We start from the raw sequence: 22,904 nt of genomic DNA, 5'->3' as shown, positions 1-22,904 counted from the left end.
GCACCGACGCACCTATTCAGTTAGTGTATTCGATATACTATATGGCAATGAAAAATGGAGCTACAATTTTGAAAGTAAGCGAGTTGCTTGGCCAAACCGGCCGCCTTTCCGGCTTAAACAACATCAACATAATTATGGGCCGCAATGGCGCCGGGAAAAGCCGTTTCCTTCGCGATATCGAAGAAATGGCCAGCAGGAGCAAGCAACTATTCTATGTCCGGTATGTCAGTCCAGAGCGAGCGGGGTCATTCAAACGTGATGGCAACGTCCTCACAAATATGAGCAACAACTCTGAATGGCTGCGGCATACTCGGGCAGTAAATCAGGCAAGCGACTTTAAAGCTGCATCAGCTATGCTATTTCGCGAGGCTGAGACACTTTACTTACGTCGGCTCGCCAATACTCTGGAAATTCGAGCTGACCTAACGCGAAACTTTCAGACGGATCGATTAAGTAAAATCAATCAGCTTCTCACTAATATTTCGCTTGAGATGGGTAACACTGATTACGAGTTTCGATCACTTGTAGATGGTCAGATCATTGATCCAGCCCAGATCAGTAGCGGCGAATCAGAAGCGGTTGCATTAGCTGCAGAAATCATCTATTTCTTCGACACAATAGATCCGGAGAAATTCAACGTACTCCTCCTCGATGAGCCTGATGTGCATCTGCACCCCGACCTCCAGGCTAGACTGGGCAAGCTGATAATCAGTATGCTCGACGAATTCAGAACCCAAACAGATAGCATTGCCATATGCTTATCCACTCATAGCTCTCCGCTCGTCTGTTCTCTTGCCGCCTCACCATATGTATCAATCGGCACGAAGAGCTTTGCAGTGAATGAAATCTTATTGAAACCGGCCAGCGACGAACTTCGAAAGATTGCACCATTCTTCGGACATCCTCTATCGCTTTCTCTTAGCGAAGACGCTGCATTGATTTTGGAAGGAGAGGACGACGAAAGGGTGTGGCAACAAGCGGCCAGAACATCACAGGGCCGAATAAAAATCTTTCCCGTACTTGCAGGTAGCGTAGATCAACAGAGCCAACTTGAGGGTTTTTGCGTAGACCTCCTTAGTACACTCTATGACAATCCAATCGCCTTTTCCCTTCGTGACGGCGATGGTGTAATTAACGAGTCGCTTGAACATCGCCCCCCCTTAAACGCTATCGCTTACGATGCTACGCTATCGAAAATGTTCTTTTGACTGATTCATGCCTTGCAGTAATGAACGTTACATGGGTGGAATTTGTAGCCGCAGCCAAAAAATGGGTTGAGGATAATCAAAAACATTCCGACATAGCGTTGATTGCAGAACTAGTGGAATCGAACGACCGATTGCGTCACAAGAAGATCAAGAAAATCCGCCAACTCGTCTGTGCTATTGTTGAGTGCAAAAAACCTTGGGAGGTAGTAGTTGGACAAGCAATCGGGGCATTGACCAGAGAAGACCTTGAAAACTCAAATATGTTGATCGATTTCCTTGACGAAGAGATGGTCAGCGACGTCATCTTCAGGGACGCAATAAACTCATGAGAATAGCCTGATACCATGACCACGATTGATCCGCCCTCATGGTATCAGTATTTATTTTATAACTCGCCTCTCAATACACCAAGAGAAACGGCTATTAATAATGTGGTATATATAATTACCAAGGCCAATATTCAACAATTAAATCAATATGCTACCGATAAATTTCACTCCCACTCGATGGTCGCCGGCGGCTTGCTCGACACGTCGTAGGTGACGCGGGAGATGCCTTCGATCTCGTTGATGATGCGGTTGCTGACCTTTTCCAGCAGCTCGTAGGGCAGGTGCGCCCACCGGGCGGTCATGAAGTCGATGGTCTCCACCGCGCGCAGGGCCACGACCCAGGCGTAGCGGCGGCCGTCACCGACCACGCCGACGGATTTCACCGGTTGGAACACCACGAAGGCCTGGCTGGTCTTGTGGTACCAGTCGAAGTTGCGCAGCTCTTCGATGAAGATGTGGTCGGCGCGGCGCAGCAGGTCGGCGTATTCCTTCTTCACCTCGCCGAGGATGCGCACGCCCAGGCCCGGGCCGGGGAACGGGTGGCGGTAGACCATGTCGTAGGGCAGGCCCAGTTCCAGGCCGATCTTGCGCACTTCGTCCTTGAACAGCTCGCGCAGCGGCTCGACCAGTTCGAACTGCATGTCTTCGGGCAGGCCGCCGACGTTGTGGTGCGACTTGATCACGTGGGCCTTGCCGGTCTTGGCGCCGGCCGACTCGATCACGTCGGGGTAGATGGTGCCCTGGGCGAGGAACTTCACGTCCTGCAGCCTGGTGGCTTCCTCGTCGAAGACCTCGATGAAGGTGCGGCCGATGATCTTGCGCTTCTCTTCCGGGTCGGCGACGCCGGCCAGGCGGCCGAGGAACTTGTCTTCGGCGTTGGCGCGGATCACCTTGACGCCCATGTTCTCGGCGAACATGGCCATCACCTGGTCGCCCTCGTGCAGGCGCAGCAGGCCGTTGTCGACGAACACGCAGGTCAGTTGGTCGCCGATGGCCTTGTGCAGCAGGGCCGCGACCACCGAGGAATCGACGCCGCCGGACAGGCCCAGCAGCACCTTGGCGTTGCCCACCTGGGCGCGCACGGTGGCGATGGCGTCGTTGACGATGTTCGACGGTGTCCACAGGGCCGCGCAGCCGCAGATGTCCAGCACGAAGCGCGAGAGGATGCGGCCGCCCTGCTTGGTGTGGGTCACTTCCGGGTGGAACTGCACGCCGTAGTAGCCGCGGGCGTCGTCGGCCATGGCGGCGATCGGGCAGCTCGGGGTGCTGGCGAGGATGTGGAAGCCCTCGGGAATGTCGGTGACCTTGTCGCCGTGGCTCATCCACACGTCGAGGCCGAGCACGCCATCTTCATCCACGTGGTCCTCGATGCCGTCCAGCAGGCGCGCCTTGCCGACCACGTCGACGCGGGCGTAGCCGAACTCGCGCAGGTCCGAACCCTGCACCTTGCCGCCCAGCTGCTCGGCCATGGTCTGCATGCCGTAGCAGATGCCGAACAGCGGCACGTTCAGGTCGAACACCGCCTTGGGCGCGCGCGGGCTGTCCAGCTCGTGCACCGATTCCGGGCCGCCGGCCAGGATGATGCCGCGCGGAGCGAAGGCGCGGATGTCGTCGTCGCTCATGTCGAACGGGTGGATTTCGCAGTACACGCCGATCTCGCGCACGCGGCGGGCGATCAGCTGGGTGTACTGGGAGCCGAAGTCGAGGATCAGGATCCGGTGAGCGTGAATGTCTTGGGACATGGATGCCTCTGCGAGGCAGCTGCAGGCTTCAGGCTGCAGGCTGCAGGTTGTGAAGAGGCTGCGCGGCGGCTACGGGCCTTTTGCCTGTAGCCTGCCGCCTGCAGCCTGTCGCCAGTGGGCTTCAGCCCACCCTATAGTTCGGCGCTTCCTTGGTGATCTGCACGTCGTGCACGTGGGACTCGGCCATGCCGGCGCCGGTGATGCGCACGAACTGCGGCCGGGTGCGCATGTCCTGGATGTCGGCGCTGCCGGTGTAGCCCATGGCGGCGCGCAGGCCACCCATCAGCTGGTGGACGATGGCGGTCAGCTGGCCCTTGTAGGGGACGCGGCCTTCGATGCCCTCGGGGACCAGCTTCTCGGCGCCGGCGGAGGCGTCCTGGAAGTAGCGGTCGGAGGAACCGGTGGCGCCGGCCATGGCGCCCAGGGAGCCCATGCCGCGGTAGGACTTGTAGGAGCGGCCCTGGAACAGCTCGATCTCGCCCGGGGCCTCTTCGGTGCCGGCGAACATGGAGCCCATCATCACGCAGTAGGCGCCAGCCACCATGGCCTTGGCCAGGTCGCCGGAGAAGCGGATGCCGCCGTCGGCGATCAGCGGGACGCCGGTGCCCTCGAGGGCGGCGGCGACGTTGGCGATGGCCGAGATCTGCGGTACGCCGACACCGGCGACGATGCGGGTGGTGCAGATGGAGCCCGGGCCGATGCCGACCTTGACCGCGTCGGCGCCGGCGTCGGCCAGGGCCTTGGCGGCTTCGCCGGTGGCGATGTTGCCGCCGATCACCTGGACCTGCGGGAAGGTTTCCTTCACCCAGCGCACGCGGTCGATCACACCCTTGGAGTGGCCGTGGGCGGTGTCCACCACCACCACGTCGACGCCGGCGGCGACCAGCGCTGCGACACGCTCGGCGGTATCGGCGCCGGTGCCGACGGCGGCGCCGACGCGCAGGCGGCCCTGCTCGTCCTTGGACGCCAGCGGGTAGGTCTTGGCCTTCTCGATGTCACGGAAGGTGACCAGGCCGGTGAGGCGGAAATGCTCGTCGACCACCAGCATCTTCTCGATGCGGTTCTCGTACAGCTTGGCCTTGATCTCTTCCAGGGCGGTGCCTTCGCGGGCGGTGATCAGCTTGTCCTTGGGCGTCATGATCGCCGCCACGCTGTCGCCGACGTTCGGCTTAACGCGCAGGTCGCGGCCGGTGACGATGCCCACCAGCTCGCCCTCCTCCACCACCGGGAAGCCAGAGAAGCCGTACTCGCGGGCGATCTGCAGCAGCTCGATGATCTTGGTCGAGGGGGTCACGGTGACCGGGTCGCGAACGATGGCGGTCTCGTGCTTCTTGACCTTGCGCACTTCGGCAGCCTGCTGCTCGATGCCCATGTTCTTGTGGATGATGCCGATACCGCCCTCCTGCGCCATGGCGATGGCCAGGCGGGATTCGGTCACGGTATCCATGGCGGCGGACACCAGCGGGATGTTCAGTTCGATGCCCCGGGTCAGGCGAGTCTTCAGACTCACGTCCTTGGGCAGGACCTCGGAGTAACCGGGGATGAGGAGGACGTCGTCGAACGTCAGGGCTTCTTGGCTGATGCGCAGCATGGCGAGGGCTCCCACACGGGAAAATGGAAGCGCGGCATTATACCCCAGCTTCACGCTCCGGCTCAACGCGCCCGACCGCTGGATTCGCGGGTTTCGCGCTGGCCCTCGGCAAGGCCCCGGGCTTATCATCCAGCGCCATGCTCAACGACCCTTTCCAACGGCTCGGCCTCGACCGCGAGGTGCTGACCGTCAGCCAGCTCAACCAGCGCGCCCGCCAGCTCCTGGAGGACGTGTTCCCGCAGGTGTGGGTGGAAGGCGAGATCTCCAACCTCGCCCGCCCCGCCTCCGGGCACATCTATTTCACCCTGAAGGACGGCAACGCCCAGGTGCGCTGTGCGCTGTTCCGCCAGCACGCCCTGCGGGTGCGCCAGGCCCTGCGCGACGGCCTGGCGGTCAAGGTGCGCGGCAAGGTCTCGCTGTTCGAGGGCCGCGGCGACTACCAACTGATCGCCGATGCGGTCGAGCCGGCCGGTGACGGCGCCCTGCGCCTGGCCTTCGAAGCGCTGAAGCAGAAGCTCGCCGCCGAGGGCCTGTTCGCCGCCGAACGCAAGCGGCCGTTGCCGGCCCACCCGCAGCGCATCGGCATCGTCAGCTCGCCCACCGGCGCGGTGATCCGCGACATCATCAGCGTGTTCCGCCGCCGCGCCCCCCAGGTCCGGCTGACCCTGGTGCCCACCGCGGTGCAGGGCCGCGAGGCCACCGCGCAGATCGTCCGCGCCCTGCAGCTGGCCGACGCGCGCGGTTTCGACGCCATCATCCTGGCCCGCGGCGGCGGCTCGCTGGAAGACCTCTGGTGCTTCAACGAGGAAGCCGTGGCCCGCGCCATCGCCGCCTGCGCCACCCCGGTGGTGAGCGCCGTGGGCCACGAGACCGACGTATCCATCAGCGATTTCGTCGCCGACGTCCGCGCCCCCACGCCCTCGGCCGCCGCCGAGCTGCTGGCGCCCCACGCCGGCGACCTGCAGCAGCGCCTGGACAGCCTGCGCCGGCGGCTGATCCTGCGCATCCAGGAGCGCCTGACCCGCGAGCGCCTGCGCCTGGAAGGCAGCGCCCGGCGCCTGCGCCACCCCGGCGAGCGCCTGCGCCAGCAGGCCCAGCGCCTGGATGACCTGGACATGCGCCTGCGCCGCGCCTTCGAGCGCCAGCTGCAGGTGCGCCAGGAGCGCATCGGCCGCCTGCAGACGCGCCTGCAGGCGCAGCACCCGGGCCGCGCCCTGGCGCTGCTGCGGCAGAAGCTCGACAGCCTGGCCGCGCGCCTGCCCCACGCCACCCGGGCGATCCTCCGCGAGCGCCGCCAGCGCCTCGACGGCCTGGCCCAGAGCCTGCACATCGTCAGCCCGCTGGCGACCCTCGGGCGCGGCTACAGCATCCTCCTCGACGAGCGCGGCCAGGCCATCCGCCGCGCCGCCCAGGCCCAGCCCGGCCAGCGCCTGACCGCGAAACTGGGCGAAGGCCAGCTGGAGGTGCGCGTGGAAGACAACCACCAGGCCCCGGTAACCCTCTCGCTGCTGGACTGACCGCCGTGACCGACCTGCTCGCCGCCATCCCCGAAGCGCCGGAACCGGACTGGGCCGCGGCCTTCCGCATGCCCATCGTCGAATGCGGCGAGCCCCTGGAGGCCCTCGGCACCAGCCAGGGCTTCCTGGTCTGGCCGGCCTACCACCGCCTGGGCGTCCCCAACGCCCCGGCCGAATGCCACGCCCGCGCCGGGGTGTTCGAGCGCCTGCTGCGGGCGGCGCGGCTGCTGCCCGACGGCCTGCGCCTGGCGGTGCTGGACGCCTGGCGGCCGTTCGCGGTGCAGCAGCACCTGTACGACACCCTCTACGAAATCCTCCGCCAGCACGCGCCGGACACCGATCCAGCGGAACTGACGCGGCGCACCCGCGAGTTCGTCGCCCCGCCCAGCACCTGCGCCGAAGCGCCGAGCCCGCACCTGACCGGCGGCGCCGTCGACATCACCCTGTGCGACCGCGACGGCCGCTGGCTGGACATGGGCAGCCTGTTCGACGAGGCCACCCCACGCTCCTACACCCGCCATTACGAAGACGCGAGCGACGACCACGGCCGCGCCATCCGCGACCGCCGCCGGCTGCTGTTCAACGTGATGCGCGAGGCCGGCTTCAGCAACCTGTCCAGCGAGTGGTGGCACTACGACTACGGCGACCAGCTGTGGGCCTGGCACCGCGGCGAGCAAGCGGCGCTCTACGGCCCGGCCCAGGTGCAGCCGCTGGAAGCGCTGTGGCGCCAGCAACTGCACAGCCTCCCTGGCTCTTCTACAGGTCCATCCCTTGGCTGATCAGGGCGTAGGGCGCATAACGCCCCAGGCGTTATCCGCCGCCTGACCTCACGCCCAGGCGGCTCCACGTGCGAACCACGCACCTATCGCCATGCCCGCCGGCGGAATCGCGGACGGAGTCCTACGTCCGTGCCTCCTGGAACCGTAGGAGCAACTGTCTTCTGGGCTCCCTCGTTCGTGGGGGTGACTGGATCGAAATTCGCGCCTCCCATGTCGCCCCATTGTAGGAGCGGGCCCTGCCCGCGATTCGCGCGCAGGGCGCGCTCCTACAGGGGAATGGCATGGCTCGGGCAGCGAGCGGACTCTGTCCGCGATTTGGCGGATAACGCCGTAGGCGTTATCCGCCCTACGAACCACCATCCTCGCCATTCCCGCGAATGCGGGAACCCAATGGACATTGTTCCTACAGGCGCTGGCACACCGGATGAATCACCGCAAACGGTTATACGCCCCAGGTTCGTGCCATGTAGACTGCCGGCTTTACCGGATTTACGGAAAGCCCATGTTCCGCGTCTTCTGCCTGCTGTTCGCCACCCTGCTCGCCCTGCCCGCCCATGCCGAGGGCTTCATCAGCCGAACCCTGAACAAACCGGTGCCCGGTGGCGTCGCCGTGGTCCAGCTGGGCAGCACGGGGCCGGCGCCGAGCGCCAGCTACCAGGGCAAGCCGGTGCTGGTGGTGCGCGAGGAAGGCCGCGACTGGATCGCCGTGGTCGGCATCCCGCTGAGCGTCAAGCCGGGTACGCAGCAGATCCAGGTGAAGCAGGCCGGCGCCAGCCGCAGCCTGGCCTTCCAGGTCGGCGCCAAGCACTACCGCGAACAGCGCATCACCCTGAAGAACACCCGCCAGGTCAACCCGCTGCCCGAGGACCTCAAGCGCATCAACCGCGAGCTGGCCGAACAGACCGCCGCCTACCGCAGCTTCAGCCCCGGCACGCCGAGCAACCTGGTGCTGGACAAGCCGGTGAACGGCCCGCTGTCCAGCCCCTTCGGCCTGCGCCGCTTCTTCAATGGCGAGGAGCGCAACCCGCATTCCGGGCTGGACTTCGCGGTGCCCGCCGGCACGCCGATCAAGGCCCCGGCGGCGGGCAAGGTGATCCTGATCGGCAACTACTTCTTCAACGGCAACACCGTGTTCGTCGACCATGGCCAGGGCTTCATCAGCATGTTCTGCCACATGTCGAAGATCGACGTGAAGCTCGGCGACCAGGTACCGCGCGGCGGCGTGGTCGGCCGCGTCGGCGCCACCGGTCGGGCCACCGGGCCGCACATGCACTGGAACGTCAGCCTCAACGACGCCCGCGTCGACCCGGCGATATTCATCGGCGCCTTCAAGCCCTGAGGCTCATTCCGCTCGGGTGGAAACACGCTCCAGGCGGTAGAGCTCGCCGATCAGGCAAGGCTCGGGGATGCCGGTCGAGTCGTACGAGAGAATGCGGTCGAGCTTGGTCACCGCCCCCACCGTGCTGCTGATGTTCAGGCGGTTGCTGAACGACAGGTTGTCGCAGGGCGAGGAGAAGGCCACCAGGTAGCGCCGGCCGGGCGCCTGGCCGAGGACGATGTGGCCCTTGTCGAGGTATTCCCAGCCCTGGGTTTCCCACACCGGGATCGACTTCACCGCCTCGCCCTGCCGGTAGCCGAGACGTTCCAGGTGCTGGTCGAGGGGCAACTGGTCGTTGCGCAGCCCGGACTGGCTGCAGGCGGCCAGCAGAACGGCAGCCGCCACCATGGCGGCGCTGCGGACAGTGCCCATGCTCACCTCCCGGCCACACGGATGGCCGCTGCTCGGGCCGGAATCGGTCCCGTTCCATTTTCCCACCCTGGGGAAAGGCCGGCACACGGCCGGCCAGACGGTCAGTTCATCTTCATCCCGGGCATGTCATGGCCCGACATATCGTGGCCGGACATGCCGTGGTCACCGCCCTCGGGTGCCTGCTTCTGCACCTCGACCTCCACCTTGAGGTCGCCGGCCTGCTGGAAGTGCAGGGTCAGCGGGAAGCGCTCGCCGTCGGCCAGCGGCTTCTTCAGGCCAAGCAGCATCAGGTGGTAGTGGCCGGGGGCGAAGGTGACGGTGCCGCCGGCGGGAATGTCCACGCCCTCGACCTTCTGCATCTTCATCATGCCGTCCTTCATCTGGTGCTCGTGGACCTCGGCGCTGGCCGCACGCTCGGTGTCGGCGCCGAGCAGGCGGTCGGCCGCCTTGCCGTGGTTGTGCACGACGAAATAGGCCGCGCCGTTCTCCGAGTTGGCCGGCAGCAGCAGCGACCAGGGGTGCTCGACGTCGAGGTCGCCGGCCTTGTATTCGTGGGCCAGCAGCGGGGTGGAGAAGGACAGCATGGCCGCCAGGGCCAGGAGGGTCTTGCGCATGTTGGAACTCCTAACGATCTCATGGGCCGCCCGGCACAACGCCGGGCGGCAACGTCGAGGGCACGGGCAGCATAGCCGCTTCGCGCCCCCACTCAAGCCGGCGGTGCTCAGAAGCTGAAGTCCACCTTGGTCCAGAACGTACGGCCCGGCTCGCGGATCGCCTGGGGATCGTCCGCCGGGTAGCCAAAGCCGGCGTTGCCGGCGAGGTTGAGGTGCTCGGCGTAGTCCTTGTCGAACAGGTTGTCGACGCCGGTGCTGACCTTGAAGTGCTTGTTCACGCGGTACGCGGCGTTGAGCGAGAAGACGCCGAAGCCGGCGCTCTCGTCGAAGTCCTGGCCGACCACATTGCCCTGCCCCTCGGCCACCCGCCCCTGCTTCGCCACCAGGCGCCACAGCGCCCCGGCGCTCCAGTCGCCCTGCTCGTAGGTCAGGCCCAGGCGGCTTTCCAGCGGCGGCATCTGCGGCAACGCGCGGTCGTCCGTGGTGTTCTTGCCCCAGGCGTAGGCCAGGGTCGCGTCGGTCTTCCAGTTCGGCGTCAGCTGGTAGGCCGCGCCCAGTTCACCGCCCATGATGCGTGCGTCCACGTTGGTCGCCTGGGACGTTGAACCCATCATGCCGCCGCTGCGGTAGGTGAAGAGGATGTAGTCGCGGATCTCGCCGACGTAGCCCGAAGCCCAGGCCTTGAGCTTCTCGCCCTCGTACTGGGCGCCGAAGTCGAGCTGGGTGGTCTTCTCCGGCTTGATGGCGTCGAAGGCGTTGGCCGAGCCGGCCGGTCCCATGCTCGGGGAAAACAGCTCCCAATAGTCGGGGAAGCGCTGCGCGTGGCCGAGGCCGGCATAGAGGGTGGTGGGCGAACCCGCCAGGTCGTGCTCGTAGCGCAGGAAGCCGCTGGGCAGGGTATCGGCGCGGGTGTCGTCGGCGGTCGGGTTGGGCCGCGTCATCATCCCCGAGCCGAGGGTCTGCCGGTAGTCCTTGGCCGAAGCGCGGTCCAGGCGCGCGCCGCCGATCACCCGGTCGCGCTCGGCGGCGTACCAGGTCAGCTCACCGAAGGCGCCGTAGTTGTGGAAGGCCGCATCCTTGTTCCACGGCACCTCGTCGTAGGCGCCGATGCCCATGGCGCTGCGCTGGCGGTGCTCGCTGCTCTGGGCGTCGACGCCGGAGATCAGCTTGAAGTCGTCCCAGCGCCAGGTGGCCGCCAGGCGCCCGCCAAGGGTGCGACGGTCGACGTTGGAGGCCATGGGCCCGGCCATCATGCCGGTGCCCGAGGGGGTGCGCAGGCTGTAGTTGTCCATCACGTGGTCGGCGTAGTTGTAGTAGACCTGCGCCTCCAGCTTGTCGAGCACGCCGCCGAGGTTGGACTTCTCGAAGCGCAGGCCCAGGCTTTCGCGCTTGAACTGCGAGCCATCCATGCCGCGCCCGGCGTAGCGCGCCTCGCCGTCGCCCTTGCCGGCGGTCAGCTCGACCAGGGTGTCGGCGTCCGGCGTCCAGCCCAGGGCGACGTCGCCGTTCCACTTGTTCCAGCGCGAGGGCACGGTGTTGCCGCCACCGTCCTCGTAGTCGTCGGACTGCGAGCGGTTGCCGGTGAAGCGCAGGTAGCCTTCGGGGCCGCCGGCGGCGGCGTCCAGCACGCGGTCGAAGCGGCCGTTGGAGCCAGCCACCAGGCTGCCGTTTATCCGCGTGCCCAGCTCGCCGAAGCGCTCCGGATCACGGTCGAAGCGGATGGTCCCGGCCGAGGCGCCGGGGCCCCAGATCACGGTTTCCGGGCCCTTGACCACGGTGAGCCGGTCGTAGGTCTCCGGGGAGATATAGGAGGTGGGGGCGTCCATCCGTGCCGGGCAGGCGCCGAGCATGACGCCGCCGTTGGTGAGGATGTTCAGCCGCGAGCCGAACATGCCGCGCAATACCGGGTCGCCATTGGTGCCGCCGTTGCGGATGGCGGAGAAGCCGGGGATGGTCTTCAGGTAGTCGGCGCCGTCGCTGGCCGGGATCGGCTGGCGCGCCTGCTTCGGGTCGGTGACCACGGTCAGCGGCGAGCTCTGCGCCACCGCGGTGATGACGCTGGGCTGCAGTTCGATGGCTTGATGGCCGGCGTGCGGGTCGTCGGCCTCATCGGCGCGTACGGACGGGGTCAGGCCGACGATGCCGCCGAGGGCGGTCAGTGCGCAAAGGGTGCGCAGGCGTGCCGGGCGAACGCGCCCGCGCAGGAAGGTTCTGGACATGCGGTTTTCCATGATCGATGACGATGTTCTTCTGGCCAGGCACGGCGGACGCGCGCGGAGGAAGGTTCCCCTGCGCGATGGCGCTTGCGCTGGCTACGGCGAAAGAAAGGTCAGGCGGTCATGGACGGCGGCGCGCGCGAACGGGCGCCGGGGAAGATCGGCGAAGGCGGGATGGCTTGTTCGATGACGACCTGGGGCGCCGGGGCGGCCCCGGGCAGGTCGGCGGAGAGCGCCAGGCGCGGGGTTTCCAGCGCCGGGCTGTGGAGCAGCAGGCCGCAGTAGCCGCACTTCTCCATGAAGTGGTCGGCGGAGAAGCCCTGCTGCGCGGCATCGGCCCCGTGGTGGCCGCCGCGCATCTGTTCGGAGCAGGCCATGTCTTCCATGCCGGCCATGGTCGGCATGGGGTGGTCCATGGGCATGGACTGCGACAACAGCGGGCCGAGGTGGATCATCAGCATGGCGAACAGCGCCAGCCAGATGCCCGTGCCTTGTCCTGTGCCTCGCCGTCTGCGACCTGTCACTGGAAGTCCCCGAATCGATTGGCGGCGTTTTACCCTGCCGGGCCGGCGGGCGCAATTCGCCGATGGCTCAATGCTGTGCGGCATGGAGACGCATCGGAGAGTAAAGCAGAAAAACCGCCTCGCAATTCCTTGCGCAATAAAGCCTGAACAGAAGCAGAAAATCTCGCCTATCCGTATAATCAAGCTACGGCTACCAATTTTTCCACAATGCTTGCCATCCACCCCCAAAGCGCACTAGGGTGGGCGCTATGAAAACCGCACACACCCTCATCCTGCTTCGCCAACACGCCTGCCTGCGCCTGGTCAGCCCGCGACTGCGTGGCTGAATCCGTTTCCCGGCTTCACCTCTTCATCTTTCTACCGCGCAGGGCCGCCGCTGGCCCGGAAGAACAAGGATTCCGCCCATGACCATGCTCAAAGACCCGTCGAAGAAATACCGTCCCTTCACCCCGATCACCCTGCCCGACCGCACCTGGCCGGACAAGATCATCGACCAGGCGCCGATCTGGCTGAGCACCGACCTGCGCGACGGCAACCAGTCGCTGATCGAGCCGATGGACGCCGAGAAGAAGATGCGCTTCTTCAAGTGCCTGGTGCAGGTGGGCCTGAAGGAAATCGAAGTGGGCTTCCCGTCCGCCTCGCAGACCGACTTCGACTTCGTCCGCGAGCTGATCGAGGGTGGCCACATTCCCGATGACGTCACCATCCAGGTGCTGACCCAGGCCCGCGACGACCTCATCGAGCGCACCTTCGAGTCGCTGAAGGGCGCCAAGCGCGCCATCGTGCACTACTACAACGCCTGCGCGCCGAGCTTCCGCAAGATCGTCTTCAACCAGGACAAGGAAGGCGTCAAGCAGATCGCCATCGCCGCCGGCAAGACCATCAAGCGCCTGGCCGCCGCCGCACCCGAGACCCAGTGGGGCTTCGAGTACTCGCCGGAAGTCTTCAGCTCCACCGAGACCGACTTCGCCGTCGAGGTGTGCAACGCGGTGATCGACGTGTTCCAGCCGACCCCGGCCAACCGCCTGATCCTCAACCTGCCGGCCACCATCGAGTGCGCCACGCCGAACAACTACGCCGACCAGATCGAGTGGTTCGGCCGCCACATCGACAAGCGCGACAGCGTGATCATCAGCCTGCACACCCACAACGACCGCGGCACCGGCGTAGCCGCCTCGGAGCTGGCGCTGATGGCCGGCGCCGACCGTGTCGAAGGCTGCCTGTTCGGCAACGGCGAGCGCACCGGCAACCTCTGCCTGGTGACCATGGCGCTGAACATGTACACCCAGGGCGTCAACCCGGGGCTGGACTTCTCCGACATCGACGCCGTGCGCAAGGTGGTGGAAGAGTGCAACCAGATCCCGGTGCACCCGCGCCACCCGTACGTCGGCGACCTGGTCCACACCGCCTTCTCCGGCTCCCACCAGGACGCCATCCGCAAGGGCTTCGCCCAGCAGAAGGAAGACGCCGTGTGGGAAGTGCCCTACTTGCCGATCGACCCGGCCGACATCGGCCGCAGCTACGAGGCGGTCATCCGCGTCAACAGCCAGTCGGGCAAGGGCGGCATCACCTTCCTGCTCGAGCAGGAGTACGGCATCAGCCTGCCGCGCCGCATGCAGATCGAGTTCAGCCAGGTGGTGCAGAACGAGACCGACCGTCTCGGCCTGGAAATGACCGCCGAGCAGATCTACGGCCTGCTGCAGAGCGAGTACCTGCAAGCGGTGTCGCCGTTCGCCCTGAAGAACTACCGTCTGCAGGAAGAGAACGGCATCTGCGCCATCGACATCGACGTGGTGCACAAGGGCGAGCAGCACCGCTGGCACGGCAAGGGCAAGGGCACCCTGGAAGCCCTGGTCGCCGCGCTGCCGGTGGAGGTCGAGATCATGGACTACAACGAGCACGCCATCGGCGCCGGCACCAACGCCCGCGCGGCGGCCTACATCGAGCTGCGCGTGGAAGGCGGCCGCTCGCTGCACGGCATCGGCATCGACGAGAACATCACCACCGCCAGCTTCCGCGCCCTGTTCAGCGCGCTGAACCGCGCCGTGACCCTGGGCCAGGCGAAAGCCGCCTGAGTTCGCCGGTGATGTGAAAAAGGGGCCTTCGGGCCCCTTTTTTCGCCTATGCACACCCGCTCGTCGTAGGAGCGACTGTCTTGCAGGCCGCGCCGAGTTGCTCTTCGTAGGATCAAGGGGGTGCCTAGCTCTTGCTCGCGAATGGCGTTTCCCGGCGGCCACGGTGCCTGGGATTGGCCCCGCCCCCTCTCCCCAACCCTCTCCCGCAAGCGGGAGAGGGGGCCGTCCTGAGCGGCTGGAAAATCAGGCGTCATTCTGACCCGTAGGGCGCATAACGCCTACGGCGTTATCCGCCGTTTTCATCGGGCATCGGTGCATTCATTGGCCAGCGGCTGGGCACGGTCCTACGCTACGCCCCCACACCGTGCCCATGTAGGAGCGCGCCCTGCGCGCGATTCGCGGGCAGGGCCCGCTCGCCATGCTTACTCTTCATCGCCGCTGGCGCTCAGCGCGCCCAGGCAGCGCAGGCGGTGCTCGCTGCCCTCGGACTGCAGCGTCCAGCTGTCGTCGCTGGCCTCGTACTGCGCTTCCATCACCTCGTTGTAGGTGAACTGCCAGCGCCGCTTGTCGCGGCCGTCGACCGCTTCCACGCGCAGCACCACGTCTTCGCTGGCGAAGGCCTGGCCGGCTTCGGCGGCGATCTCGGCGCGGTCCAGCAGGTCCTCGTCGAGGCTGAATTCCCAGGCGTGCAGGCCGTCCAGTTCGAGCATGTCGGTCAGCTCGAGCTGGTCCAGCAGGTAGAGGGTTTCGTCGGACATCTTCGTATTCCCGGTGAGACAGGCCGCCATCATAGAGCAAAGCGCCACCGGCGGCCCTCCCCCGCCTAGTCGGCCAATGCCGCCAGCACGCCGCGCAGGCGTTCCACCGTGGCCGCCGAGCAAGGCTGCATGGGCTCGCGCAGTTCGTCGGCGATCAGCCCCTGCAAGGCCAGGGCGGCCTTCACGGGCGCCGGGTTGGGCTCGGCGAAGGCGGCCTGCATCCACGGCAGCAGGCGCTGGAAGGTCGCCCGCGCCCCGGCCAGGTCGCCCGCCTCCGCCTGGCGCTGCATCCGCACGTAGAGGTCGGCGCGCACGTGGGCGGACGCGGAGATGGCCCCGGCACCGCCCAGGCACAGGTTGGCGAAGATCTGCAGGTCCTCGCCGGCCAGCACTTCGACGTTGCCGTCGGCGATCAGCGCCAGGGTGGTCTCGAGGTCGCCGCCACAATCCTTGACCGCCGCGATGCGGGGATGGCGGACGATGCGCCGCAGGGTCTCGCACTCGATGCGCACGCCGGTGCGGTAGGGAATGTCGTAGAGCACCAGCGGCACGGTGGCAGCGTCGGCGACCGCCTGGAAGAACGCTTCCAGGCCCTGCTGCGAGGGGCGGATGTAATAAGGCGCCGGCACCAGCAGGCCGGCCACGGGGCGACGCTGGACGTCCTGCTGGAAGGCCAGCAGCTCGCGTTGGTTGTTGCCGGCCTGGCCCATGATCACCTGCTGCGGCGGCACCCACTGGAGCACGGCGTCGAGCACCGCCAGCTGCTCCTCATGGCTGAGCGCGGCGGCCTCGCCGGTGGTGCCGCAGACCACGAAGCCGGCGACGCCGTCCTCCAGCAGCCGGCCCACCAGGCCTTGCAGGGCGGCGAAATCGATTTCCCCGGCACGGAAGGGCGTGGCCAGGGCCACCCAGATCCCACGAAACGTAGACATGCGAAAAACTCCTTGTGGCTGACCGTCTGGTCGCCGTCAGGGAGGGTGCGGGATGCAAGCGGGGGAGAGATCGACCTGGCGCCTGGTTGTCCTGTCAGCCCATCTGACGGGACAGCGCGCCCCGGTCAAATGAGCGACTGTTTCTTGGATTTCTTGGCAACGGCGACGCACGCGCAGGCCGGGGCGAAGGAGCCCGGGAGCGGCAGCGAGTGGTCGAAGTTGGCGAACATGGGAAGTCCGTTGCGCGAATCAGGCACCGAATATGCTCAACGTCAGACTTGGCTGTCAACAGTCTCCTAGGGTCTATGCTGGTTCAACCACACCGCAGTATGGAGAAGTGACAGGTGAACTCTCGCGAACTGGGCCACTCCGGGCTGGCCATTGCGCCGCTGGTGTTCGGCGGCAACGTCTTCGGCTGGAGCGCCGACGAGGCGACTTCCTTCCGTCTGCTCGATGCCCTGCTGGACGCCGGGCTGAACTGCATCGACACCGCCGACGTGTACTCGCGCTGGGTGCCCGGGCACAAGGGCGGCGAATCCGAGGCCATCATCGGCAAGTGGATGAAGCAGCGCGGCAACCGCGGCAGGATGATCATCGCCACCAAGGTCGGCATGGACATGGGCAATGGCCACAAGGGCCTTTCCGCGGCCTATATCGAACAGGCCGTGGAGCGCTCGCTGCAGCGCCTGCAGACCGACTACATCGACCTCTACCAGTCCCACTGCGACGACACCCACACCTCCCTGGAGGAAACCCTGGGCGCCTACGCCGAACTGGTGGCGAAGGGCAAGGTGCGCGTCATAGGCGCCTCCAACTACGACGGCCGGCGCCTGCGCGAGGCCCGCGAGGTGGCCGAACGCCTGCACCTGCCTAGCTACCAGAGCCTGCAGCCGAACTACAACCTCTACGACCGCGCCGACTACGAAACGCGCCTGGAACCGACGGTGCGCGAGCTGGGCATCGGCGTCATCCCCTACTACGGCCTGGCCGGCGGCTTCCTCAGCGGCAAGTACCGCAGCGAGGCCGACCTGGACAAGAGCCCGGCGCGGGCGGACAAGGTCAAGGGCTACCTGAACGAACGCGGCGTGACCATCCTCGTGGCCCTGGACGAGGTGGCCGAGGAATACGACGCCACCCCGGCCCAGGTGGCCCTGGCCTGGCTGATCGCCCGCCCCGGCATCACCGCGCCCATCGCCAGCGCCTCCAGCCTCGAACAGCTGCCGGACCTGGTCGCGGCGACGCGGCTGCAACTGAGCCAGGAGGACATCCACCGGCTGGATGCGGCGAGCGCCTACTGAGGGCGCCCGCCGGGATGGCCGCGGAGGCTTGCCGCGGCCGCCCATGGGCCCTTACTCTCTGCTGCGCGGGTCCCCGACAAGAAGAAAAACGGAGCAGAGAATGCTGTCCACGCCGCAACGCCTCTGGCAGGTGCTCAAGCCCAACCCACAGCGCGAGGAATCACCCACGGCAGAGGCCCCCAGCATCGCGCCGCCGGACGACTGCGGCCTGTTCGTCATCGGCGCGGCACGCAGCGGTACCACCGTATTCCAGAACGCCCTGAACAGCTCGCCGGAAATCTTCCTCCTCGGCGAACCGGCGCTGCAGGACGACCCGGGCACCCCGGACTTCGCCGCGCGCTACAACGCCATGCACAGGTCCTGGGGCAACCAGGAGAACAAGAGCAGCTTCTGCCCGCCGCTGTTCGAGCAGGATGCTCCCTGGCAGCATTACCTGGCCCGCCTCGCCCGGCACTACCGCTACGTCGGCAGCAAGATCGTGGTCAACCCCCACGAGGCCGCGCGCACCTGCCAGCAATTGTTCGAATTCCATTGCCGGCACTTCTACCGCTCGCACTACGTCTTCACCTTCCGCAACCCCATCGACGTGCTCATGTCGACCCGCGGCCTGGCCGAGCTGAACGGCGACGAGGCGGCCGGCCACGACACGGTGCTCAAGAGCTTCCTGCAGGTGATGGCGCTGTACATCCGCTTCCTGCGTAACCTGCCCTCGGTCAGGGCGGTGTTCCACGAGGACCTCGGCGAGGCGGTGCTGCGCGATACCGGCGCCTGGCTGGGCGTCGACCTGGGCGAGGCCGCCAGCTACTACGACAACGCCCGCGTCAGGCGCTACAGCCTGGACCAGGTGCCGGAGCACGCCCGGGCCCTGGCGGAGGAAGTCATCGCCGCCTACGAGGAATTGCGCGGGCAGGTCGTCGGCGGCATGCGCCTGGTGCAGCTGGAGCAGAATTCCAACCATATCGACCCGGCGCACTTCACCCCGCTCGGCAACCTGCACCGGCGTATCGTGGGGTTGCTGGTGGCGTCCTGACAGTCCATCGCGGCCGGAGGTTAAGGCGCGATTCGCGGATAAGATCCTACGCCCGCGCTTCCTGGAACCGTAGGAGCGGACTCTGTCCGCGATTCGGCGGATAACGCCGTAGGCGTTATGCGCCCTACGGGGAGCCCGGGAGCTTCGCGGTTTCGCATCACGCCGAACGGTCCCCTCTCCCGCTTGCGGGGGAGGGTTAGGGAGGGGGAACGGAGCCAGGGTTCGCGAGCAAGAACTAGGCGTCCCCCTCGATCCTACGAAGAGCAGTGCCGCTCTTGCTTTTGGATTTCCAGAGAAACCTCCGAGCGCACCGAAACGCCCCTTCAGGAGGCCGAGCGAAACCGGCGCTCAGGAGGTCATGCGACATGGATGTCGCGAGAGCCCCGATGGGCTACAGGGACGTACCCTCGGGGCGGGCCTCCGTGGCGGGGGAGTTCGTGAGGGTAGCCCGGCTCCATCGGGCCCGTATGCGGGGCAAGCCTTTTTGGTTCCTTTTGTGGCGACTGACAAAAGGGACTCGCCCGAGGGGGCGAAACAAGAAACATCAACGCACTCGGAGCGGCGCGCTACTCCAAGCCCAACCCCAAAGAAGTCTCTGGGTTATTCCCCTTCGGGCCAGCGCAAGCGCTGTTCGCGATGGAGCCGCGTCCCGCGTTCGCGGGAATGACGAGGTTAAGTGAGGTGCGTGGAACAAAGGTTCGCGAGCAAGCTCGCTCCTACGAAGAGCATCCATGCGCGGGCCGTCAGACAGTTGCTCCTACTCCATGCCACCCCATGGGGTTATCCGCCATTGGCCCCGGTATCGGCGTTCCGGCCGGCGGCGGATCACCGCGAACGGTTATTCACCCTGCGCTGCTCGCGCCTACAGGCGTCCCATCCAGGGCTCGATGACGAAGCGGTCGGCGTCGAGGTAGGCCGGGAAGCGTTCGCGGTAGGCGGCCAGCGCCTGGGCCGAGAGGCTGGCGTGGAACACGCCGTCGCCGTTGGCCGCTTCCAGCAGCGGTTCGCCCTGGAAGTCCAGCACCTGGCTGTCGCCGGCATAGGCGTGGCCCTTGCCGTCCTCGCCGACGCGGTTCACCGCCGCCACGTAGCACAGGTTCTCGATGGCCCGGGCCGGCAGCAGGCGGTTCCAGTGCAGGCGCCGGGCGGCCGGCCAGTTGGCGGTGTAGAGCAGCAGGTCGGTGTCCTGGGCATCGCGGCTCCAGGCCGGGAAGCGCAGGTCGTAGCAGACCAGCGGGCGCACCCGCCAGCCCTTCCATTCCAGCAGCACCTGGCGCTCGCCCGGGGTGTAGTGCTTGTGCTCGCCGGCCATGCGGAACAGGTGGCGCTTGTCGTAGTGGAGGATTTCGCCGTCCGGGCGGGCCCAGAGCAGGCGGTTGCGGTGGCTGCCGTCGGCGGTGCGGATGATGACGCTGCCGGTCACCACCGCGTCCAGGCGCGCGGCCTGGTGGCGCAGCCAGACGTAGGTCTCGCCCTCCTCCGCCTCGGCCAGGGCCTCGGAGTCCATGGAGAAGCCGGTGGTGAACATCTCCGGGAGGATGACGATGTCGGCGCCGCGGGCCTGTTCCAGCAGCGCGTCGAAGTGCGCGCGGTTGGCCGGTGCGTCGTGCCAGGCCAGGGTGGTCTGCACCAGGGCCAGCTTGAGGTCGGGTAGTTGGCTCAGATTGCGCATAGCTTGTCCGCCGCCTGGCGCAGCGTCTCCTCTTTCTTGGCGAAGCAGAAGCGCACCAGGCGCATGTCCGCCGGGGCCTGCTGGTAGAACACCGACACCGGGATGGCCGCCACGCCGTGCTCGCGGGTCAGCCACTCGGCCATGGCGACGTCGTCGAGGTCCGGGCGGATCGCCGAGTAGTCGACCACCTGGAAGTAGGTACCGGCGGCGCGCTGGAAGCTGAAGCGCGAGCGCCCCAGCAGGTCGCAGAACAGGTCGCGCTTGGCCTGGTAGAAGCCCGGCAGCTCGCGCAGGTGCTCCGGGTGCGCGGCCATGAAGTCGGCCAGCGCCCACTGCAGCGGGGTGACGCCGCAGAAGTTCACGTACTGGTGGATCTTGCGCATTTCCGCCGACAGCGCCGGCGGCGCCACCACGTAGCCGGTCTTCCAGCCGGTGACGTGGTAGGTCTTGCCGAAGGAGCTGACCACGAAGGCGCGGGCGTAGAGTTCGTCGTGGGCCAGCACGCTGGCGTGCTGCACGCCGTCGTAGATCAGGTGCTCGTAGACCTCGTCGCTGATGACGTAGATCTCGCGCTCGCGGATCAGCGCCGCCAGGCGGTCCAGGTCGGCGCGGTCGATCAGAGCGCCACTGGGGTTGTGTGGGCTGTTGAGGAAAATCAGGCGGGTACGCGGGGTGATGGCGTCGGCCAGGCGCTGCCAGTCGATGCGGAAGTCCGGCAGGCTCAGGGGCACGTGCACGCAGCGGCCGCCGGCCAGCTCCACCGAGGGCTCGTAGCTGTCGTAGCAGGGGTCGAGGACGATGGCCTCGTCGCCCGGACGGATCAGCGCCTGCACGGCGCAGAAGATCGCCTCGGTGGCGCCGGGGGTGATGGTCACCTCGGCGTCGGCGCTGACGTTGCGCCCGTAGAAGGCCGCGACCTTGGCCGCCACCTGCTCGCGCAGCGCCGGCAGGCCGGTCATCGGGCAGTACTGGTTGTGCCCGGCCATGACGTGGCGGGCCACGGCCTCACGCAAGGCGACGGGGCCGTCGAAGTCGGGGAAGCCCTGGGACAGGTTGAGCGCGCCGCACTCGGCGGCGAGCTGCGACATGCGGGTGAAGATGGTGGTGCCGACGTTGGGCAGTTTGCTGGTGATCATGGCTACAGGCTACAGGCTACAGGCTACAGGCTACAGGCTACAGGCTACAGGCTACAGGCTACAGGCTACAGGCTACAGGCTACAGGCTACAGGCTACAGGCTACAGGCTACAGGCGAAGAAGATACGGCAGCCTGGCTGCGGGTCAAGCTCTTCGCTCTTGCCTGCAGCCTGTGGCCTGCCGCTATCTTTTCTTGTCCTTCTTCTTCTTCTCGGCCTTCTTGTGGTGCGACATCAGCCGGCGCTTCTTGTTGACCTGGCGCTCGGTGAGCTGGGTCTTCTTGCCTTCGAAGGGGTTGTCGCCGCCCTTGTATTCGATGCGGATCGGCGTGCCGACCAGCTTGAGCACGCGCCTGTAGGTCTTCTCCAGGTAGCGGGTATAGGCCTTGGGTACCGCCTCGGTCTGGTTGCCGTGGACCACGATCAGCGGCGGGTTGGCGCCCCCTAGGTGGGCGTAGCGCAGCTTGATGCGGCGGCCGTTGACCATCGGCGGCTGGTGCGTCTGCACCGCGTCCTCGAGGATCTGCGTCAGCTTGCTGGTCGGCCAGCGGGTCACGGCGGAGCGGAACGACTCCTGCACCGACTTGTACAGGTGGCCGACGCCTGTGCCGTGCAGCGCCGAGATGAAGTGGATGTCGGCGAAGTCGACGAACAGCAGGCGGCGCTCCAGCTCGGTCTTCACGTAGTCGCGCTCGGCGGACTCCATGCCATCCCACTTGTTCAGCGCGATGACCAGCGCGCGACCGGTCTCCAGCACGAAGCCGAGCAGGTTGAGGTCGTGCTCGACCACGCCTTCGCGGGCGTCCATCACGAAGATCACCACGTTGGCGTCCTGGATGGCCTGCAGGGTCTTCACGACCGAGAACTTCTCCACCGCCTCGAAGATCTTGCCGCGGCGGCGCACGCCGGCGGTGTCGATCAGGGTGTACTTCTCTTCGTTGCGTTCGAAGGGGATGTAGATGCTGTCGCGGGTGGTGCCGGCCTGGTCGTAGACGATCACCCGCTCCTCGCCGAGCATGCGGTTGACCAGGGTCGACTTGCCGACGTTGGGGCGGCCGATGATGGCGATCTTGATGCCGTCCTTCTCGCTCGGGCCGGGGATGCGCTTGGCTTCCTCGCCCTCGGCGACCTCTTCCAGCTCGTCCGGCAGGTCGTTGTCTTCCGGCGCCTCGGGCTCGGGCTGGAACATCTCGCCCAGGGCCGTCTGCAGCATGTGGGTAATGCCACGGCCGTGGGCGGCGGCGATAGTCAGGGCGTCGCCCAGGCCCAGCGGGCTGAACTCGGCGCGGGCGATGTCCGGGTCGACAGTGTCGATCTTGTTGGCCACCAGGTAGCAGCGCTTGTTCCGCTTGCGCAGGTGTTCGGCGATCATTTCGTCGGCAGCGGTCAGGCCCGCGCGGGCGTCGACCATGAACAGCACCGCATCGGCTTCCTCGATCGCCTGCATCGACTGCTCGGCCATCTTGGCGTCGATGCCTTCCTCGTCACCGGTGATACCGCCGGTATCGATGACGATGAATTTCTTGCCCTGCCACTTGGCCTCGCCGTACTGGCGGTCGCGGGTCAGGCCGGCGTACTCGGCGACGATGGCGTCGCGCGTCTTGGTCAGGCGGTTGAACAGGGTGGACTTGCCGACGTTGGGGCGGCCCACCAGGGCGATTACGGGAACCATGCGGCTCTCCAGGAAATTTCAGGAATTCGTAAAAAACACGCCGGCCGCTGTCGTCATCCAACA

The 22,904-nt window shown here is 66.3% G+C and carries 19 protein-coding genes; 8 read left to right on the top strand and 11 right to left on the bottom strand.

Annotated features, from left to right (window positions below; translation table 11 throughout):
* Positions 1–68 precede the first annotated feature (68 nt).
* Positions 69–1,208: an AAA family ATPase gene (locus tag PKO50_RS03725; protein WP_275628853.1), complete on the top strand. Its 1,140-nt coding sequence runs from the start codon at positions 69–71 to the stop codon at positions 1,206–1,208.
* A gap of 35 nt (positions 1,209–1,243) precedes the next feature.
* Positions 1,244–1,537 (top strand): hypothetical protein, encoded by a 294-nt coding sequence (locus tag PKO50_RS03720; RefSeq protein ID WP_275628852.1) that lies wholly within the window; start codon positions 1,244–1,246, stop codon positions 1,535–1,537.
* A gap of 164 nt (positions 1,538–1,701) precedes the next feature.
* Here the strand turns inward: PKO50_RS03720 and guaA are convergent, their stop codons facing one another.
* Both guaA and guaB read right to left on the bottom strand, forming a co-directional pair.
* Positions 1,702–3,279, bottom strand: coding sequence for a glutamine-hydrolyzing GMP synthase (gene guaA, locus PKO50_RS03715; RefSeq protein ID WP_275628851.1), 1,578 nt, complete (start codon positions 3,277–3,279; stop codon positions 1,702–1,704).
* 121 nt (positions 3,280–3,400) lie between these two features.
* Positions 3,401–4,870 carry an IMP dehydrogenase gene (guaB, locus tag PKO50_RS03710; protein ID WP_089389482.1) on the bottom strand — a complete coding sequence of 490 codons (1,470 nt, stop codon included), beginning with the start codon at positions 4,868–4,870 and terminating at the stop codon, positions 3,401–3,403.
* 137 nt (positions 4,871–5,007) lie between these two features.
* On the opposite strand from guaB, the gene xseA reads away from it, so the two are divergent.
* The 3 genes from xseA to PKO50_RS03695 all read left to right on the top strand — a co-directional run bounded on the left by xseA (position 5,008) and on the right by PKO50_RS03695 (position 8,505).
* On the top strand, positions 5,008–6,387 hold the full coding sequence (gene xseA / locus PKO50_RS03705; protein ID WP_275628850.1) for an exodeoxyribonuclease VII large subunit: 1,380 nt from the start codon (positions 5,008–5,010) through the stop codon (positions 6,385–6,387).
* Between the two features lie 5 nt (positions 6,388–6,392).
* Entirely contained in the window at positions 6,393–7,166 is a 774-nt protein-coding gene (locus PKO50_RS03700) for a M15 family metallopeptidase (RefSeq protein ID WP_275628849.1), read from the top strand.
* Between the two features lie 502 nt (positions 7,167–7,668).
* Positions 7,669–8,505, top strand: a complete 837-nt coding sequence (locus PKO50_RS03695) for a M23 family metallopeptidase (protein WP_275628848.1) — start codon at positions 7,669–7,671, stop codon at positions 8,503–8,505.
* Positions 8,506–8,508: 3 nt separating this feature from the next.
* Here the strand turns inward: PKO50_RS03695 and PKO50_RS03690 are convergent, their stop codons facing one another.
* The 4 genes from PKO50_RS03690 to PKO50_RS03675 form a co-directional block, all read right to left on the bottom strand.
* The gene (locus PKO50_RS03690; RefSeq protein ID WP_109933706.1) at positions 8,509–8,916 is read right to left on the bottom strand and encodes a DUF6491 family protein; all 408 of its coding nucleotides are present in this window, start codon (positions 8,914–8,916) and stop codon (positions 8,509–8,511) included.
* A gap of 101 nt (positions 8,917–9,017) precedes the next feature.
* On the bottom strand, positions 9,018–9,530 hold the full coding sequence (locus tag PKO50_RS03685) for a copper chaperone PCu(A)C (RefSeq protein WP_109933705.1): 513 nt from the start codon (positions 9,528–9,530) through the stop codon (positions 9,018–9,020).
* 107 nt (positions 9,531–9,637) lie between these two features.
* On the bottom strand, positions 9,638–11,749 hold the full coding sequence (locus PKO50_RS03680) for a TonB-dependent copper receptor (protein WP_275628847.1): 2,112 nt from the start codon (positions 11,747–11,749) through the stop codon (positions 9,638–9,640).
* A 110-nt stretch (positions 11,750–11,859) separates the two neighbouring features.
* A complete protein-coding gene (locus PKO50_RS03675) occupies positions 11,860–12,270 on the bottom strand; it encodes a DUF2946 domain-containing protein (RefSeq protein WP_275628846.1) in 411 nt (136 codons plus the stop codon).
* A 404-nt stretch (positions 12,271–12,674) separates the two neighbouring features.
* Here PKO50_RS03675 and leuA point away from each other — a divergent pair, with 404 nt between their 5' ends.
* Positions 12,675–14,345 carry a 2-isopropylmalate synthase gene (gene leuA / locus PKO50_RS03670; RefSeq protein WP_275628845.1) on the top strand — a complete coding sequence of 557 codons (1,671 nt, stop codon included), beginning with the start codon at positions 12,675–12,677 and terminating at the stop codon, positions 14,343–14,345.
* Between the two features lie 422 nt (positions 14,346–14,767).
* Here the strand turns inward: leuA and PKO50_RS03665 are convergent, their stop codons facing one another.
* Positions 14,768–15,103 carry a DUF5629 family protein gene (locus PKO50_RS03665; protein ID WP_275628844.1) on the bottom strand — a complete coding sequence of 112 codons (336 nt, stop codon included), beginning with the start codon at positions 15,101–15,103 and terminating at the stop codon, positions 14,768–14,770.
* 65 nt (positions 15,104–15,168) lie between these two features.
* A complete protein-coding gene (gene dapA, locus PKO50_RS03660; protein WP_275628843.1) occupies positions 15,169–16,035 on the bottom strand; it encodes a 4-hydroxy-tetrahydrodipicolinate synthase in 867 nt (288 codons plus the stop codon).
* A gap of 344 nt (positions 16,036–16,379) precedes the next feature.
* Here dapA and PKO50_RS03655 point away from each other — a divergent pair, with 344 nt between their 5' ends.
* Positions 16,380–17,333: an aldo/keto reductase gene (locus PKO50_RS03655; RefSeq protein ID WP_109933700.1), complete on the top strand. Its 954-nt coding sequence runs from the start codon at positions 16,380–16,382 to the stop codon at positions 17,331–17,333.
* A 100-nt stretch (positions 17,334–17,433) separates the two neighbouring features.
* Positions 17,434–18,363, top strand: coding sequence for a sulfotransferase (locus tag PKO50_RS03650; RefSeq protein ID WP_275628842.1), 930 nt, complete (start codon positions 17,434–17,436; stop codon positions 18,361–18,363).
* A gap of 862 nt (positions 18,364–19,225) precedes the next feature.
* Here the strand turns inward: PKO50_RS03650 and PKO50_RS03645 are convergent.
* The 3 genes from PKO50_RS03645 to der all read right to left on the bottom strand — a co-directional run bounded on the left by PKO50_RS03645 (position 19,226) and on the right by der (position 22,841).
* Positions 19,226–20,035, bottom strand: coding sequence for an amidohydrolase (locus PKO50_RS03645; RefSeq protein ID WP_275628841.1), 810 nt, complete (start codon positions 20,033–20,035; stop codon positions 19,226–19,228).
* Positions 20,023–21,171 (bottom strand): pyridoxal phosphate-dependent aminotransferase, encoded by a 1,149-nt coding sequence (locus tag PKO50_RS03640; RefSeq protein WP_275628840.1) that lies wholly within the window; start codon positions 21,169–21,171, stop codon positions 20,023–20,025. The genes PKO50_RS03645 and PKO50_RS03640 overlap by 13 nt, the downstream gene beginning before the upstream one ends.
* A gap of 182 nt (positions 21,172–21,353) precedes the next feature.
* Positions 21,354–22,841: a ribosome biogenesis GTPase Der gene (der, locus tag PKO50_RS03635; protein WP_089389499.1), complete on the bottom strand. Its 1,488-nt coding sequence runs from the start codon at positions 22,839–22,841 to the stop codon at positions 21,354–21,356.
* Positions 22,842–22,904 lie beyond the last annotated feature (63 nt).

The organism is Pseudomonas sp. 273, assembly GCF_029201425.1.
Lineage (GTDB): Bacteria > Pseudomonadota > Gammaproteobacteria > Pseudomonadales > Pseudomonadaceae > Pseudomonas > Pseudomonas delhiensis.
This window is presented reverse-complemented; position numbering and strand designations above follow the sequence as displayed.

What these genes read in the sequence shown, in the direction of transcription:
- guaA (WP_275628851.1), bottom strand. Translation starts at nt 3,279, where the DNA reads ATGTCCCAAGACATTCACGCTCACCGGATCCTGATCCTCGACTTCGGC.
- guaB (WP_089389482.1), bottom strand. Translation starts at nt 4,870, where the DNA reads ATGCTGCGCATCAGCCAAGAAGCCCTGACGTTCGACGACGTCCTCCTC.
- xseA (WP_275628850.1), top strand. Translation starts at nt 5,008, where the DNA reads ATGCTCAACGACCCTTTCCAACGGCTCGGCCTCGACCGCGAGGTGCTG.
- PKO50_RS03695 (WP_275628848.1), top strand. Translation starts at nt 7,669, where the DNA reads ATGTTCCGCGTCTTCTGCCTGCTGTTCGCCACCCTGCTCGCCCTGCCC.
- PKO50_RS03690 (WP_109933706.1), bottom strand. Translation starts at nt 8,916, where the DNA reads ATGGGCACTGTCCGCAGCGCCGCCATGGTGGCGGCTGCCGTTCTGCTG.
- PKO50_RS03685 (WP_109933705.1), bottom strand. Translation starts at nt 9,530, where the DNA reads ATGCGCAAGACCCTCCTGGCCCTGGCGGCCATGCTGTCCTTCTCCACC.
- PKO50_RS03680 (WP_275628847.1), bottom strand. Translation starts at nt 11,749, where the DNA reads ATGTCCAGAACCTTCCTGCGCGGGCGCGTTCGCCCGGCACGCCTGCGC.
- leuA (WP_275628845.1), top strand. Translation starts at nt 12,675, where the DNA reads ATGACCATGCTCAAAGACCCGTCGAAGAAATACCGTCCCTTCACCCCG.
- PKO50_RS03665 (WP_275628844.1), bottom strand. Translation starts at nt 15,103, where the DNA reads ATGTCCGACGAAACCCTCTACCTGCTGGACCAGCTCGAGCTGACCGAC.
- dapA (WP_275628843.1), bottom strand. Translation starts at nt 16,035, where the DNA reads ATGTCTACGTTTCGTGGGATCTGGGTGGCCCTGGCCACGCCCTTCCGT.
- PKO50_RS03650 (WP_275628842.1), top strand. Translation starts at nt 17,434, where the DNA reads ATGCTGTCCACGCCGCAACGCCTCTGGCAGGTGCTCAAGCCCAACCCA.
- PKO50_RS03645 (WP_275628841.1), bottom strand. Translation starts at nt 20,035, where the DNA reads ATGCGCAATCTGAGCCAACTACCCGACCTCAAGCTGGCCCTGGTGCAG.
- PKO50_RS03640 (WP_275628840.1), bottom strand. Translation starts at nt 21,171, where the DNA reads ATGATCACCAGCAAACTGCCCAACGTCGGCACCACCATCTTCACCCGC.
- der (WP_089389499.1), bottom strand. Translation starts at nt 22,841, where the DNA reads ATGGTTCCCGTAATCGCCCTGGTGGGCCGCCCCAACGTCGGCAAGTCC.